At 39.6% G+C, this 15,584-nt stretch carries 15 protein-coding genes and 1 riboswitch; of the genes, 11 read left to right on the top strand and 4 right to left on the bottom strand.

Features of this window, described 5'->3' with window-relative positions:
- Complete coding sequence (locus BN6556_RS04725) at positions 1 to 639, bottom strand: TRAP transporter large permease subunit (RefSeq protein WP_235817451.1); 639 nt, start codon at positions 637 to 639, stop codon at positions 1 to 3.
- Between the two features lie 603 nt (positions 640 to 1,242).
- Here BN6556_RS04725 and BN6556_RS04720 point away from each other — a divergent pair.
- The 10 genes from BN6556_RS04720 to BN6556_RS04675 all read left to right on the top strand — a co-directional run bounded on the left by BN6556_RS04720 (position 1,243) and on the right by BN6556_RS04675 (position 10,877).
- A complete protein-coding gene (locus BN6556_RS04720) occupies positions 1,243 to 2,397 on the top strand; it encodes an ROK family transcriptional regulator (RefSeq protein ID WP_066187881.1) in 1,155 nt (384 codons plus the stop codon).
- A 13-nt stretch (positions 2,398 to 2,410) separates the two neighbouring features.
- Positions 2,411 to 3,403, top strand: a complete 993-nt coding sequence (locus tag BN6556_RS04715; protein ID WP_066187880.1) for an asparaginase — start codon at positions 2,411 to 2,413, stop codon at positions 3,401 to 3,403.
- A 12-nt stretch (positions 3,404 to 3,415) separates the two neighbouring features.
- Positions 3,416 to 4,990 (top strand): glutathione ABC transporter substrate-binding protein, encoded by a 1,575-nt coding sequence (locus BN6556_RS04710; RefSeq protein WP_066187876.1) that lies wholly within the window; start codon positions 3,416 to 3,418, stop codon positions 4,988 to 4,990.
- Positions 4,991 to 5,041: 51 nt separating this feature from the next.
- The gene (nikB, locus tag BN6556_RS04705; RefSeq protein WP_066187874.1) at positions 5,042 to 5,965 is read left to right on the top strand and encodes a nickel ABC transporter permease; all 924 of its coding nucleotides are present in this window, start codon (positions 5,042 to 5,044) and stop codon (positions 5,963 to 5,965) included.
- Positions 5,965 to 6,888, top strand: coding sequence for an ABC transporter permease (locus BN6556_RS04700; protein ID WP_078059925.1), 924 nt, complete (start codon positions 5,965 to 5,967; stop codon positions 6,886 to 6,888). Before nikB ends, BN6556_RS04700 begins: the two co-directional genes overlap by 1 nt.
- A 15-nt stretch (positions 6,889 to 6,903) precedes the next feature.
- The gene (locus BN6556_RS04695) at positions 6,904 to 7,911 is read left to right on the top strand and encodes an ABC transporter ATP-binding protein (protein ID WP_066187872.1); all 1,008 of its coding nucleotides are present in this window, start codon (positions 6,904 to 6,906) and stop codon (positions 7,909 to 7,911) included.
- Positions 7,883 to 8,848: an ABC transporter ATP-binding protein gene (locus tag BN6556_RS04690; RefSeq protein WP_066187869.1), complete on the top strand. Its 966-nt coding sequence runs from the start codon at positions 7,883 to 7,885 to the stop codon at positions 8,846 to 8,848. The genes BN6556_RS04695 and BN6556_RS04690 overlap by 29 nt, the downstream gene beginning before the upstream one ends.
- A 13-nt stretch (positions 8,849 to 8,861) precedes the next feature.
- Positions 8,862 to 10,214, top strand: coding sequence for a M17 family metallopeptidase (locus tag BN6556_RS04685; RefSeq protein WP_066187867.1), 1,353 nt, complete (start codon positions 8,862 to 8,864; stop codon positions 10,212 to 10,214).
- Between the two features lie 148 nt (positions 10,215 to 10,362).
- Positions 10,363 to 10,569 (top strand): helix-turn-helix transcriptional regulator, encoded by a 207-nt coding sequence (locus tag BN6556_RS04680; protein WP_066187865.1) that lies wholly within the window; start codon positions 10,363 to 10,365, stop codon positions 10,567 to 10,569.
- Positions 10,566 to 10,877 (top strand): hypothetical protein, encoded by a 312-nt coding sequence (locus tag BN6556_RS04675; protein WP_066187864.1) that lies wholly within the window; start codon positions 10,566 to 10,568, stop codon positions 10,875 to 10,877. Before BN6556_RS04680 ends, BN6556_RS04675 begins: the two co-directional genes overlap by 4 nt.
- Before the next feature lie 180 nt (positions 10,878 to 11,057).
- On the opposite strand, the gene BN6556_RS04670 is transcribed toward BN6556_RS04675, so the two are convergent.
- Positions 11,058 to 12,020, bottom strand: a complete 963-nt coding sequence (locus tag BN6556_RS04670; protein WP_066187862.1) for a D-2-hydroxyacid dehydrogenase — start codon at positions 12,018 to 12,020, stop codon at positions 11,058 to 11,060.
- A gap of 72 nt (positions 12,021 to 12,092) precedes the next feature.
- Between BN6556_RS04670 and BN6556_RS04665 the strand changes: the two genes are divergently transcribed.
- Complete coding sequence (locus tag BN6556_RS04665; protein ID WP_066187861.1) at positions 12,093 to 12,497, top strand: hypothetical protein; 405 nt, start codon at positions 12,093 to 12,095, stop codon at positions 12,495 to 12,497.
- A 485-nt stretch (positions 12,498 to 12,982) separates the two neighbouring features.
- On the opposite strand, the gene BN6556_RS04660 is transcribed toward BN6556_RS04665, so the two are convergent.
- Together BN6556_RS04660 and BN6556_RS04655 are read right to left on the bottom strand one after the other, a co-directional pair.
- Entirely contained in the window at positions 12,983 to 14,284 is a 1,302-nt protein-coding gene (locus BN6556_RS04660; RefSeq protein ID WP_066187859.1) for a Na+/H+ antiporter NhaC family protein, read from the bottom strand.
- A 20-nt stretch (positions 14,285 to 14,304) separates the two neighbouring features.
- Positions 14,305 to 15,069 (bottom strand): SDR family NAD(P)-dependent oxidoreductase, encoded by a 765-nt coding sequence (locus tag BN6556_RS04655; RefSeq protein WP_066187858.1) that lies wholly within the window; start codon positions 15,067 to 15,069, stop codon positions 14,305 to 14,307.
- Between the two features lie 74 nt (positions 15,070 to 15,143).
- A riboswitch (SAM riboswitch) is annotated at positions 15,144 to 15,245 on the bottom strand.
- Positions 15,246 to 15,584: the final 339 nt, after the last annotated feature.

Genomic DNA, 15,584 nt, shown 5'->3' with positions numbered 1-15,584 from the left:
TTACAAATCAAGCATTCGAGGAAGGAACAGACTGATCTCCGGGATATAGGTGATCACCATTAATAGCACAAACATCGCTATATAGAATGGCATCAATGGTTTAATCAAATGCTCTACTTTTTCTTTTCCAACCATTGCCCCGACAAATAGCCCAGTTCCAACTGGTGGTGTGATCGTACCAATACACAAGTTCAAGATAAAGAACATCCCGAAGTGTAGTGGATCAATGCCAAGCCCTTCCGCAATCGGTAAGAAGATCGGTGTGAATATCAGAATAGCTGGTGCAATATCCATAAACATACCGATTAGCAGCAAGATGAGATTAATCATCAATAAGATCACAATAGGGTTGGCAGATAAATTCAGGATAAATTGACTGAGAGCACCCGGAATACCGGTAAATGACATCGCGAATGACATCATCGATGAAACCGCGATAAGCAGCATCACAACACCAGACATTTCGACTGCTTTGACCAATACGGCGGGTAATTGTTTGATTGTCAAGGTGCGATGATATACTAATGCCAAGAATAAGGCGTATACCACACAAATAGCCGATGCCTCGATGGCTGTGAAAATACCAAATAAGTCTGTTGACCTGCATCCACTTACAAGTAAAAGAAAACAAGCGCTCATTAGTAACCATATGATTGTTCTCAAAAAAGTGTAAAAAAACTGTTCGCCGATACTAAAAAGAAAGCAATCAACACACGAAACGCTGTCCAAAATACTACGTAGTACAGCGACTTGGTTGATTACTATTACATCTATCCTTCCTAATGGCAAAAGGCTATCTTTGAAAAGCTAATCTCAGAAAATTTCACAAATCTATTAATTAACAAAAGAACTAATATTTACAATTACCAGAGGTAGTCTGAAAAACAGTTTTCTACCCATTAATTGAAAGATTGTCAGATTATCTTTCAACTATATAGATGTAAAAAGACACAATCATTATACTAGAGTTGGTCTTTGTAACAATTCCAGTATAAGTATGTCCACCCCTAATTTTTTGAAATAAAAAACATAAAGATTTAACCCCACTAAATGATCATCATATTATCTTAAATAAAAACAGACAATTTTCAAAAAAATTTGACAAATTAACCGAATTAAATTAATCTGTTTATAACAATTGTGGAGAAATTAATGGTGTATAAACGAATTAATCGTTAAATTTTGGTTTTTTTGAAGTGTTTTTACTTTAATTTATACCAATTTGTTAATAAGGGGATGGATATGGAAGTTAAAAATCATAATTTTCTTAAACATGAAAATGTCAGGTTGGTTCTAAAGCTGATTTCCGATCATGGACCAATTTCTCGGGCAGAAATCTCTAAGTATATGAAAATGAGTGCCACATCTGCTTCGCGTATCGTAGCATTGCTGAGTGAAAAACATTTGATTGAAGAAGTGGCACTGGATCGACAACAAGTTGGTCGAAAAGCAAATTACTTTACCTTAAATAAGAATGGTATCTACTTCATTGGGGTTGAATTAGATGTTTTTGGTTTGCGAATTGGTTTAATGAACTTTGATGAGGAGATGATCTTCAAAAAAACTGTAGCGTTAAAAGAACCACTGCCAGAATTGGTGATTCAGCAGATCAAAGAAGAAATTATGATGATCAAGAAGCAATTCCAGCTAGCAGATAATCATATTTTAGGATTATGTGTTGGGTTGCCGGGCATTATAGAACCTGAGGAAGGGATAGTGGAGTTTTCGGTTCAATTACAATGGAAGAACTATCCTCTGAAAGAAAAAATCCAAGAGCAGTTAGGTATTCCGGTACAAGTCGATAATGAATTAAAAATGAAGGCGATATCCGAATATAAACTAGCAGATGATGGTGTGGAGCATTTGGCAGTTATCGGTTTTGGCAGTGGTGTTGGTTCTGCCTTGATCAGTCATAATGAGATTAATCGTGGTAAATCTAATTTTGCCGGAGAAATTGGTCATACGATTGTAGATCCTAATGGTACATACTGCCCATGCGGTAACTTCGGTTGTTTGCAAACCTATATCGCAGAACCATTCCTGTTAAATGAAGCGGCAAAGGTAAAAAATGTAGCAACAATTACCGAACTGATCAATGAAATAGAAAAGGGAGAGGTTTGGGCGAAGAATTTAGTGGATAAGGCAATTAAGTATGCTGCGATTGCCATTAATAATACGGTTTGTTCTTATAATCCAGATGTAGTTATTTTATCGGGATCTCTTATTGAGAATCACCCCTATATTCAAAAGGAATTACTGAAAGAATACCCTTCCACGATTTGGAATCTTGCGCACGGCACTTTTGATGTACAGATAACCAACAGTAAAGATGAGGGAATTATACTAGGGGCGGCTATACATATGAAGAACTATTTTATCGATCATATTATTTTATAGAAGGTGAAACGAAATGAGTACAATAATTGCAGAAGAATATCGTGGAGGAACGCTAGAGAATAAGCATGAAGGTGCTATTTGTATTTTAAATCAGAATAAAGAGGTTATGTATGCCAAAGGAGAGGTCGAGCATACCCCTATTTTCTATCGCTCGGCAATGAAGCCGATTCAGGCAATCCCAGCGTTCGAGCTAGATATTGGCGACAAGTATCAATTAACAAGTGACGAAATGGCTCTCTTTTGTGCTTCACAACGAGGAGAGACTTACCATCAAAAAAGCTTGCAATCACTGATCCAAAAAGTAGGACTTAGCGAAGAGGCACTTATTTGTGGAGCGAGTTATCCTTTAAATGAAGAACCAAAAATCGATTACATTTGTAAAGGGAATGAAAAGCGTCGGTTACTGCACAACTGTGCAGGGAAGCATCTGGGATTCTTGGCTTATGCAAAGGAAAAAGGGCTTCCTTTAGAAGGATACGGGGAATTTGACCACCCACTGCAAGTTGCGATTAGGGCAGAAGTTGAGACACTCAGTGAATATCCACAGGAAAAAATGAGCGTCGGTAAAGATGGCTGTGGTGTTCCAGTATATGGCGTTCCGTTAAAAAACATGGCCTTATCCTATTTAAAATTTGTGCATCCTGCCTTGGTTGCAGATAAACAGAAAGAGCAAACCCTAGAAAAGATTCTTCTCACCATGCAGGCGAACCCAGAGATCATAGCGTCACATGATTTCATCTGTACTGCATTGTTACAAGATAAAAACATTATCGCGAAAGGGGGAGCACAAGGGGTCTACTGCTTGGCTTTGAAAGAGGAGAAAATCAGCATTGCCTTAAAGGTATTGAGTGGGACCGAGTTGCTTTGGCCTTTGCTTGTCGCTGAAATTTTGGAAAAGCTTGATTACCAAAACAAGCAAACGATCGATCGGCTTTATCAATTACGTTCCCCACAAGTACTTAGTGATGCTGGGGAAGTGGTAGGAGAGACGAAAATAACTTTATAAGAGGGGGACACTATGAAAAAGATAAAATGGATGTTTGGAATGCTGCTTTTAACTGTTGTATTAGGATTAGCAGCATGTAGTTCTAGTGAAGATGATGCAGAGTCAAGTAACGGAGAAAGTGGCGATATCAGCTCTGATCCAAGTAATATTAATATTGCGATCGAACAGGATTTCATTTCACTCGATCCGCACGATGTAGGAGATACTGTATCTATATTTGGTACAAGGTCAATGTATGAAGGTTTGTTAGGTTTTGATGAGAACATGGAACTTGAACCTGTTCTAGCCGAAGATTATCAAGTAAATGATGAATCTTCTAAATTTACCTTTCAACTGCGTGAAGATGTTACCTTTCATGATGGAGAGCCATTTAATGCGGAAGCAGTAAAGGCGAATTTTGACCGGATTATGAATGAGGATTTAAGAGCAGCTAATAATGCTCGTTATGTAGAGAATGTAGAAGTTTTAGGTGAATATGAAATCCAATTTACCTTATCAGAGCCATATAGTCCAATGTTAAATAAGTTTGCAATGATCTTAATGGCAAGCCCAAAAGCTTTTCAGGATGATCCAGATAATTTTCCTATGAATCCTGTTGGAACTGGAGCATTTCAATTTGAAGAATGGAATCAGGGTAGTTCTATGGTAGTTAGTAAATATGAAGATTACTGGGGAGAAACAGATTCTAATGTTGAGCAAGTAACCTTCCAACCTGTACCTGAAAATGGTTCCCGTGTGGCAATGCTGCAGACAGGTGAAGCCGATTTTATTTATCCTGTTCCACATAATAATGTGGAGGAACTAAAAAATAATAGCGAGCTAGTAATTGAAGAAACACCTTCTACCATTGCTAGATATGTATCTATTAATACGCAAAAAGAACCGTTTAATGATCCACAAGTGCGTGAAGCGATGAATCTTGCGGTGGATCAAGAGGCATTTCTTGCGGTAGTCAAAGACGGATATGGAGAACCATTAAGCTCTACGATGTCTTCACAAACACAATTTTACCAAGAACAAGAACTGTTTGAAACAGATATCGAAAAAGCGAAAGATTTATTAGCTGATGCGGGTTATCCAGATGGTTTTTCTGCTGAAATCTGGGGAAATACTGCTTCTGAGACCAGTACAGGAATGCAATTTGTTCAACAACAGTTAGAACAAGTAGGAATTGATTTAGAAATACGTTCCATGGAAGAAGCAACCTTATCGGATGCGATCTATACACCAGAAACAGCTGAGGATACTGACTTGCAAATGTGGTATGTCAGTTGGTCTCCTTCTTCTGGTGATGCAGATGGAGCAACTCGTTCCTTATTCCATAATGAATTTTTCCCACCAAACGGGGCTAACACTGCATACTATGATAATCAACAAGTGTCTGAGTGGATAGATGAGGCCGTACAGGAAAGTGATCCTGACGCTCAAGCAGATATCTATGCAGACATTCAAGAAACCATCTATAGTGAAGTACCTTGGATTTATTTAGGGACAGATACAATTCTCTCAGGCCATACTTCTTCACTTGAAGGTGTTTATGTATTGCCAGATGGTTCAGTTAGTATTAGAAATGCAAATGTAAATTAATCTGTTGTGGGGCTGGAGACGGCCTCACTCCTTTATAGGTAGGTGTTCAACATGCTGCAATATACCATAAAACGACTATTGACGATGATCCCTTTGTTGTTAGTGGTTTCTTTTGTTGTTTTTATGTTTATTCACTTTATTCCCGGTGATCCGGCTAGACTGATGGCTGGTCAGGATGCCAGTATAGAAGAGATTGAAAATGCACGAGACGCATTAGGCTTAAATGATCCCATCCTTGTCCAATACACTACATATTTATCTTCTTTATTGCAATTGGATTTAGGAGAGTCTTATCGCTCAGGTATACCAGTAATCGATCTGATTTCGGACAGGCTTGGACCGACATTAATATTAACCTTATTAAGTATTTTATGGGCGCTAGTAATCGGGATAGCCTTAGGGATTATTTCTGCCGTGTTCAGAGATCGTTTCCCTGATCGTCTAGGTATGCTGACGGCCGTTTCAGGAATCTCATTACCAAATTTTTGGTTGGGTCTCGTATGTATTCAATTGTTTTCGGTTCAATTGGGGTGGTTACCCACAGGAGGCGTTAATGATGGCTTGAAAAGTTATATCCTTCCTTCTTTTGCGCTAGGTGCTGGAATTATGGCGATGATAGCTAGGTTTACCCGCTCCTCGCTAGTTAATACATTGAAGCAGGATTATATCAGAACAGCTAGATCAAAAGGTTTAAAAAATGATAGTATCATCTATGGCCATGCCTTGAAGAATTCACTAATCCCTGTTATTACGGTGGCAGGTTTACAGTTTGGCTTTTTGTTGGGAGGATCCGTTGTGGTAGAAACCGTTTTTAGCTTTCCTGGTCTGGGACAGCTGTTAATCGATTCTATTAACTACCGGGATTATCCAGTGATACAATCACTTATTTTGTTTTTTTCGGTTCAATTCATTATGGTGAATCTGCTTGTAGACCTTTTGTATGGCTTGTTTAACCCGAAAATTCGATATGAATAATGCTTGCTAATAAGGAGGTAAGGGCATTGCAACATAATGAAGTGGAAATAGAAGAAAAAGATTTAGGAAAGATAGAGCAGGGCGAAAATCGATATAAAGAGTTTTGGAAGCTATTGAGGAAAAAGAAACCTGCACTTTTTTCGTTATGTTTCATTTTAATACTCCTAATATTGGTGGTGATAGGTCCGTATATTACACCTTTTGATCATACAGAGCCCGATTATAATAATCTATTAAGTGCACCATCTTGGTCCCATTTATTTGGTACAGATGAGTATGGCAGGGATGTATTATCAAGGATTATTGCTGGTACGAGGATTGCGTTGACAGTTAGTGTTTCAGCTGTTTTAATAGGTGCGGTTGTAGGTACTGTGCTTGGTCTAGCCAGTGGTTTCTTTGGTAAATGGGTAGATAAACTGATTATGAGATTTTGTGATATTTTATTTGCCTTTCCTGATTTAATTCTTGCGATTGGCATTGTAGCTATCTTGGGTCCTGGTTTACAAAATGTGATTATTGCGATTGCCTTTTTTAGTGTGCCTTCTTTTGCACGAATTGTAAGAAGTTCAACGCTTGAGGTAAAGGAAATGTTATTTGTAGAATCGGCGAAATCGATGGGATCTAGTAAAATTAGAATGATTTTCAAGCACATTTTCCCTGAAACAATCCCTGTTATTATCGTATATTTTACGATGACAGTAGGGACTGCTATTCTTTCTGCCGCCAGTTTAAGCTTCCTTGGATTGGGTGCAGAATTGTCTTCGCCTGACTGGGGAGCGATGCTTAGTATGGGGAGAGATTATATTGGAACTTCATTTCATATTGTTTTCTTTCCTGGATTGATGATTTTCTTAACGGTTCTTGCCTTTAATATTTTGGGAGACGGACTTAGAGATATAATGGATCCAAAAACGAGAGACTAGAAGGAAGGTATCGAAATGGAACAATTATTAAAGGTATCTAATCTACAGACAGGGTTTAGTAAAGATGGACAAGTGCAAAAGATCCTGCATGGCATAGATTTGCAAGTGAATAAAGGTGAGATAGTGGGGCTTGTGGGAGAATCGGGTAGTGGTAAGAGTGTGACATCTTTGTCTATTATGCAACTCTTACAAGGGACTTCTGGGAAAATAATCGACGGTGATGTGAATTATAAAGGTGTAGACTTACTTTCCTTGAAAGAGTCTGCAATGCGTAAGTATCGTGGAAAGGAATTATCCATGATATTTCAAGAGCCGATGACCTCATTGAACCCAGTGGTTAAGGTGGGTAAGCAAATGAGGGAGATTATTATGCTACATTTGAATTATTCGAAGGATCAAGCGCATAAACATGCGATATCGATGTTAGAGTCTGTTGGTATTCCGCGTGCTGCAGATATTATGAAAGGATACCCACATGAACTATCTGGTGGAATGTTACAACGGGTGATGATTGCTATGCAAATCTCTTGCCATCCTTCTTTATTAATCGCGGATGAACCGACTACCGCACTTGATGTAACAATTCAAGCACAAATTTTGCAATTACTGAAAGATATTCAGCAATCAACAGATATGGGTGTGCTGTTTATCACCCATGATTTAGGGGTAGTTTCCGAGATTTGTGATCGAGTGGTCGTTATGTATGCTGGTAGAGTGGTTGAAGAGCTGCCAGTGGACAGGCTGTTTGAAGATGCAAGACATCCTTATACCAAAGGATTGATTCAATCAATTCCAAAAATAGGAGCAAATAAGCGAAAACTATTCTCCATTGCTGGAACAGTACCGAGCCCTCGCAATATGCCAACAGGCTGTAAATTTGCCCCGCGTTGTGAATATGCCATGGATATTTGTCGACAGAAGGAACCAGACCTTCTTCCATCTAAGTATGGAAAATCAAGATGCTGGCTCGAGTCAACAGGAGAGGAGGAGGCTTATGAGCGAGAACTCTCTTATAGAGATTAAACAATTAACCAAGCAATTCCCAATCGGAAAAAAGTGGTTCAAGCCGACAGGATTTGTCCGTGCAGTAGATGGCTTAGACTTCTCGATTAATAAGGGGGAAACTTTTGGTCTGGTAGGTGAATCTGGTTGTGGAAAGTCTACCACAGGAAGATTGATCAATGGTTTAATCAAGGCCAATCAAGGGGAGATTATTTTTGACGGGCAAGATCTGACGGAATTGTCAGAGAAACAATGGAAATCCTATCGTAAACGCATGCAGATGATTTTTCAAGATCCATTTGCTTCTCTAAGCCCAAGAATGAAAGTGAAGGATATTGTTATGGAACCATTAGATGTGCACTATCCACAGATGCCTAAGGCCGAGAAACAGGAAAAAGCCAAAAGGTTATTAGAAATCTGTGGACTGAGTCCTTACCATTTGAACAAATATCCCCACGAGTTTAGCGGTGGCCAACGTCAACGTATTAGTATTGCACGGGCATTGATATTAAATCCGGAGTTAATTATCGCTGATGAAGCCGTATCTGCCTTGGATGTGTCGATTCAATCACAGGTGCTTAATTTGTTAGTCGATCTCCAGGAGGAATTCCAGTTAACATATTTATTTATTTCACATGACTTAAGTGTAGTAGAACATATCAGTGATCGAATAGGGGTTATGTACTTAGGGAATCTAGTGGAGGTAGCAACCAAAGAACAATTATTCAAAAATCCGAAGCACCCATATACGCAGTCGTTGCTTTCTTCTGTACCACAATTAGGAGAATCAAAAAAAGAAAGGATTACGATTAAAGGAGAAATACCAAGTGCTTCGAATCCGCCTAAAGGTTGTAAATTCCATACGCGTTGTCCGTTTGCAATGGACATATGCAAAGAAAAAGTACCACAAAATACAAGTATAGAAGATGGGCATAAGGTTGCTTGTCATCTATATTAAATAGGAGGATGACATGAAAGCCAAATTACTATTTTATCAAAACAAGCAGGAATTACCAAATAAACTTCAGAAACGTGATATTGACGAGTTTGGTACATTATTTCATTGTTACCATGAAGCCATCGATGAACTATTTGTCCGTATTACGTCTTCACACGAGATATCTAATCAAGATTGGGTAGGGCTTGGCGAGTCTTGTTATGCATTTTGTGAAAAACAGCAAGTCGAGCTACTTCAATTAGATCAGGAGAACAGTGAAAAAATGAATGTTACCCCTTTTCTAGAGGGTTTTTATAAAGCAGATTACCACTTTGATCGCTATCTTTCTGATAAACGCCAAGAAACGGTCGTAATGGAGTTACCGGACCAGTACAAGGAGCATGCTTCCGAGGCGAAGAGGATTGCCAACGCGGTTCATGTGGCACGTGATATTTGTAATGAACCAGCCAATATGCTTTATCCGGAAAGCTATGCTGATTACCTAAAAAAATTGTTTGCTGATACAAATGTCGAAGTGAACATTGTTTCACAACAAGAATTGGGACAAGCAGGATTTTATGCCGTGGAGACGGTAGGTAAGGGAAGTGTGTATCAACCTTGTGTTGCCATTCTCACCTTGAAAAATGCGGAACAGGATGCCATGGCATTAGTAGGTAAGGGCGTCACCTTTGACTCTGGTGGAGTGAATGTAAAAACAGGCAGTGCCATAGGGGAAATGAAAATGGATCTAGGTGGTGCTGCGGCAGTGACTGGAGCGATGAAATTATTGGCCGATAGTCAGGTGCCGTGTCATGTTCAAGCTATTTTACCACTGGTTACCAATGTTAGCGGTGCGAATGCTTATCTGCCATCAGATGTAATTCAATATAAAGACGGACCAAGTGTGGAAGTAGGTAATACTGATGCAGAAGGGAGGCTGATTCTTGCGGATGGCATTTTATATGCGCAGCGTCAAGGAATTCGGCAAATTGTTGATATTGCTACCTTGACTGGGAATGTGGGTCAGGCACTAGGGTTAAAGATGGCTGGTATTTATAGTAATGATCTAAAGATTGTAACCAAGTTGTATCAATATGGCCAGATTAGTGGAGATTTTGTATGGCCGCTTCCACTTGAAAAGGATTATAAGCGTTATTTGGCCAGTCAAGTTGCGGACATTTCCAATATGAGCAGCACTCCTTTTGGTGGTTCTATTACAGCTGCCTTATTCATTGAACACTTTGTCGAAGCCGCGACCAATTGGATTCATATTGATATGGCCAACACCTCCAAGTTCTTTCCTGACGGGAATAAAGGTGCCTCTGGGTTTGGAACGAAACTGCTTTATGAACTAGTGAGGAACAGTGAGGAGCTTTGGGGAGAATAGGGAATGACATGGGACTGCAGAATGATAGAATTCTGTGGTCTTTTTTATAAATGGAAGCAATCATTAGTAAAATGTATTTGACAATAAATTGATGGCATTTTATCATGGATATGTAAAAAGTTTTTTACTTTAAGGGTGAACCTATTTTATGAAAAATTCGATACGAACGATAAGAAAAGAAATGAAAATATCTCAAGAAGAACTTGCCGATCGATGTGGCGTTACAAGGCAAACGATTAACGCTATTGAGAATAATAAGTATGATCCCACTCTTAGTCTGGCGTTTAAATTATCAAAGAATCTTCATACTACAGTAGATCATTTATTTGTTTTTGTGGAGGAGGACGTCAAATGAAATTAAGTAAACCGGACGAAATGGAATACAGTCATCATTTGAAATCTTCAAGGAATGGATTTATGGTTTATACTGTAGCACTAGCTATATGGGTGATCTATGATATCATTGCCGCTAATGAATTTGGTCTGGCATTTATCATTCTCATCCTTGGGAATCTTGTCTTTTTGTGGTCAAAGGTCTTTCTAAATGCACAAACGAAAACAAAGGAAGATAAAATAAAAATACCAACGAAAACAATCTTATGGACAATTATTATTGCTCTCCTATTTCTTGCTATCATTTTCATTATTGATTATTATTTCTAGGCTAACGGAGGTTTTACTACGTTTGTTGCAAAACTTAGGTTCTATATTTTAAATCGAATATAAAAGTTGCTGGGTACTTATGTGTCCAGCAACTTTTTATTGGAAACCATGTAGCAGGTTACAACAGACAAGCTGACCCCGCCTATCATCATAAATTCGTTAGGGAAAACAGATGATCATTTAGTATCCCTTTTTGTAATCCACCACATTTTTTTGAGGTATGCCATTAAGAAGGTAATACCGCAAGTTAGGAATGAATATTTCTTTTACTACACGTTCGGTGTAATGTTCAGTGGCTCCTGCTGTGTGTGGAGTGACGATCACATTATCCATCTCCCAAAGTGGATTGTCAGCCGGTAAGGGTTCCGTTTCAAAGACGTCCAGTCCTGCACCAGCTAGTTCCTTATTTCGGAGTGCCTGAATTAATGCCTCTTCATCTACGATTTCCCCTCTGCCAATATTAATCAAAAAAGCCGTATCCTTCATTTGTCGAAATTGCTCCTTGCCAAACAGATGGGTAGTTTCCTTGGTAAGTGGAAGTGTAATCACGACAAAGTCTGATTGGCTGAGAACCTGTTCCAATTGCTCCGTTTGATACATGCCGTCAAAATCGTTGACCAGCTTGCCGGAGTGTCTGACTCCTAATGTTTTCATGCCAAACGCCTTGGCGATTTTGGCGGTTTCCTGTCCGATTGCACCTGTTCCGATAATACCGATTGTTTTTTGATGAATTTCTAATTCAAGTCCGCCGTTATGCCAGTTTTTCTCTTGTTGTTGACGCACATATGTATGAATTTTTCTCGTCAATCCCAGTATCATTGCAAAGATGGTCTCCGAGATAGGAAAGGCATGAACGCCATTAGCGCTTGTAAGCATGACATCTTTTTGCTGCAATCCGGAAAGTGGCAAACTATCGACACCGGCACTCCATGCTTGCACCCATTTAAGTTGGTTATTATTTTGAAGGAGCGTATTTGCTGCCGCGCTTTTCCAATGCAATACGATTTCTGCCTGTTCCAGATCTTCCTGGATACTCTTGCTGTCTTTACTTGCGACAACCTTCCAATCAGGTGCCGCTGACCGGATTGCGGATAAAAGGTGGTGCGATAAATCAGTATTGACAACTAATGTTTTGCTGGTCATAGGATATCCCCTCTCATTTCATTACTGGTTTGTCTTCATTTTATCATCTTTTGGATGGAATGCTGTAGCAAGATGACTTTTGATTATGAAGAACCCCTTCTAACAGAAAAAACTTGGAATTATGTCCGTAAGAATGAATCTAACAGACAAAAAAACGCCGGATCGCAAAACTTTGTCCGTAAGAATGAATCTAATAGACAAAAAATCGCCGAATCGCAAAACTTTGTCCGTAAGAATGAATCTAACAGACAAAAAAACGCCGGATCGCAAAACTTTGTCCGTAAGAATGAATCTAACAGACAAAAAATCGCCGAATCGCAAAACTATGTCCGTGAGAATGAATCTAACAGACAAAAAATCGCCGGATCGCAAAATTATGTCCGTAAGAATGAATCTAACAGACAAAAAACCGCCGGATCGCAAAATTATGTCCGTAAAAATGAATCTAATAGACAAATTACTAAACTTTGTCCGTAAGAACACTTCTAGTCGATGAAAGCCAGAGGCATAATGAAAGGGTGCGAATAAAACAGCTAAACAGAATGAAGATTTCTCCTATTTAGCTGTTGACAATTGGCCATTTTCATTATATGATTGTCGTAACAGAAAAATAGTTTCTTAAAGGAAAAAGGATGAATTTTATGAACGATGATTTGCTTTAAATTCGGCCTCTAATATCTCTGGCTCTCCATAAGATGGACTTCCAGCTGTTTGCTACAAAAGCTTAAAAAGCGCCGATGATGTAGTTCGTGGGGATAGAATCTCCTCTGTTAACATGGGAGGCAGGAATTTTAAGCAGATGAAACACAGAAGCGAATAGTTAAATGAGCCTGCTGATTCGTGGTGGCATCAGCAAGTCGTTTAACATGTATCATATATTCGTGATAAACAGGTAAAGTAAAGTGAAAAAAGAGGTAACAACAGCTACAGTGGTGTGTGGCATGTTGTTACCTCTTTTGTGATTAAGCTTTGTTTCTAGTCGAACTTCGCGGAAATCCTGTTAATATCGCTACGATACCGCATACCCCAAGCAATATAGGATAAAAAGAATAAGGAATCACCTGTAAGGGTGAGATAGAGGCCAGGCTGGCGATGGCAAGCATTTGGCCTCCATATGGTACAATTCCCTGCCAGCAGGCGGCGAATATATCCAGTAAACTGGCTGCCCTTCTTGGCTGAATGCGATATTCTTGTGCAATATTTTTGGCAAGTGGTCCGGTCATAATAATCGAAATCGTGTTATTGGCTGTGCTAATATCGGCAACACTTACCAGGCTGGCAATGCCGAACTCGGCTCCTTTTTTGGAATGTATTCTGTTGGAAACGAAATTCAGCAGGAAGGTAATCCCGCCATTGTGTTGAATAATTCCAATCATTCCGCCGATTAATAAGGCAACGATCGCAATGTCTTCCATATTGATGATTCCCTGCGAAGCGGCTTGGATCAGGGTTGTTCCCGTATAGGAGCCGTCAATTAAGCCAATCACCCCGGCAAAAATAATTCCGCCTATCAGGACAATCAATACATTGACACCGAGTATAGCAACAATCAATACGGTGAGATAAGGAAGCACTTTAACAAAATTATACGAGTAATCCTCCAGGTTATTGACATGACTTCCAGAAGTAATTACCCATAAAATAACGGCGGTGACGATTGCACCAGGCAATACAATAAAAAAATTGGTTTTAAATTTGTCGCTCATAGCCGAATTTTGTGTTCGCGAAGCAGCAATGGTTGTGTCTGAGATCATCGACAGGTTATCACCAAACATCGCCCCGCCCAGAACGGTAGCCATTGCTAGTGCCATCGGAATATCGGTCTGTTCGGCAATTCCGATACCAATTGGTACAAGCGCCACAACGGTTCCCATCGAAGTTCCCATCGTAACGGAGATAAAACAACCGATGATGAACAAACCAATCATTAATAGGTTAGCTGGCAGTAAAGATAATCCAAGATTTACTGTGGCATCAACGGCTCCCATGCCGCTTGCCACTTCTGAGAATGCTCCGGCAAGCACGAAGATAATGACCATTAAGACAATGTTCTCGTGTCCGGCTCCTTTTGTAAATACTTCTATTTTCTTGCTTAATTTTTCCTTGCGGTTCATGGCCAGTGCTACCGCTGAAGCAATGATGATCGCGACATTAATCGGCATACTGGAAAAGTCTCTAGTAACGATACCTGTCCCAATAAATAACATGATAAAGATAAGTAACGGTAATAGTGCATATGCGTTCCCTTTTGCTTGCTGTGTCATTTGAATGACCTCCTGTGCTGTTAATTCATCGTCATGCCGCCTGTAATGTTGAGTGCCTGCCCTGTCATATAATCGGAAAATGGGGAGGCAAGAAACATCACGACATAAGCGACATCTTCGGGAGTTCCGGTTCGTCCGAGTGGTACTTGTGAAGCGTCTTCTTGACGAATTGCTTCCTCATCTAATCCTCGAAGCTTTCCACCAAGGACACGTTCCCGGTGTTTCATGCTGGTTTCAATGATCCCGGGACAGACAGCATTTACGTTGATTTGATCCTGAGCAAGTTCTAAGGCCATCACCTTTGTCAAGCCAATTACAGCATGTTTGGAAGCGACGTAAGAGCCCATTAAGCGATAGCCGTTCTTACCTGCTTGTGAGGCAATATGTATCATTTTGCCGCTGGTTCCTTGTTTTTTCATTTGCTGGGCAATGACCTGACTGCATAACTGGACTCCTTTTGCATTGACGTCCATCGTTTTGTCCCAATCTTCTTCTTTGATATCGACCAGATAATCCATCGTTGAGATGCCAGCATTATTAACAAGAATATCTACTTTACCAAAACGGTTGATGACCTGTTCCATCATTTTTTCTACATTCTCTTTATTGGAGACATCTGCTTGGATATAAAATAAGTCTCTTTCTGTATTTCTGCCGCTGGGGTGTAGATCGACAACGGCCACCTTTGCATGAGAATGACGCAGGGCGTCGACGATGGCTTTTCCAATTCCATTTGCTCCGCCTGTGACAACGGCCACTTTATCTGTAAGGTCTATCGTGAACATAAAAAATCCTCCCTTGCATTAGAAAAGGGCCTTTTCTGCATAAGAAGAGGCCCTTAAGTGTTTATTCACTGCTCCTCTTATCTGTTAGCATAATCGCTACTGGAATTGGCACATTACTCCTTGGAGCTGTTGCCGAGGCTTCCAAGGGCCAGTCCCTCCACCTCTCTAGATAAGAATTGTCTATTAATGATGTTTCTAAATATAACGTTTTTGCTAGGTAAAATCAAGTGTTTTGTTTTGCTAATAGAGCCTCTTGAACAAAAGTTTGCACTGAAACCTTTCTATATAAGTTGAAGGTATAAATGTGACAAAACGTGTGATAAGCAAGTCTCTGCTCGCTTTATTGCCTAATAATATCTAGGTTGATCCAGGAGAAATTACTTCATTCCACTTATATAGTGCAATTCTCCTGTTATACGACACACCCCATTGCTTTTATTATATTTTATATTATAATAGTAAACACAATGTAATGGATTACATTGTTAATAGAAAGGCAATAAAGCAAACAAAAT

The organism is Gracilibacillus timonensis, from assembly GCF_900086715.1.
GTDB classification, from domain to species: Bacteria; Bacillota; Bacilli; order Bacillales; family Amphibacillaceae; genus Gracilibacillus; species Gracilibacillus timonensis.
This window is presented reverse-complemented; position numbering and strand designations above follow the sequence as displayed.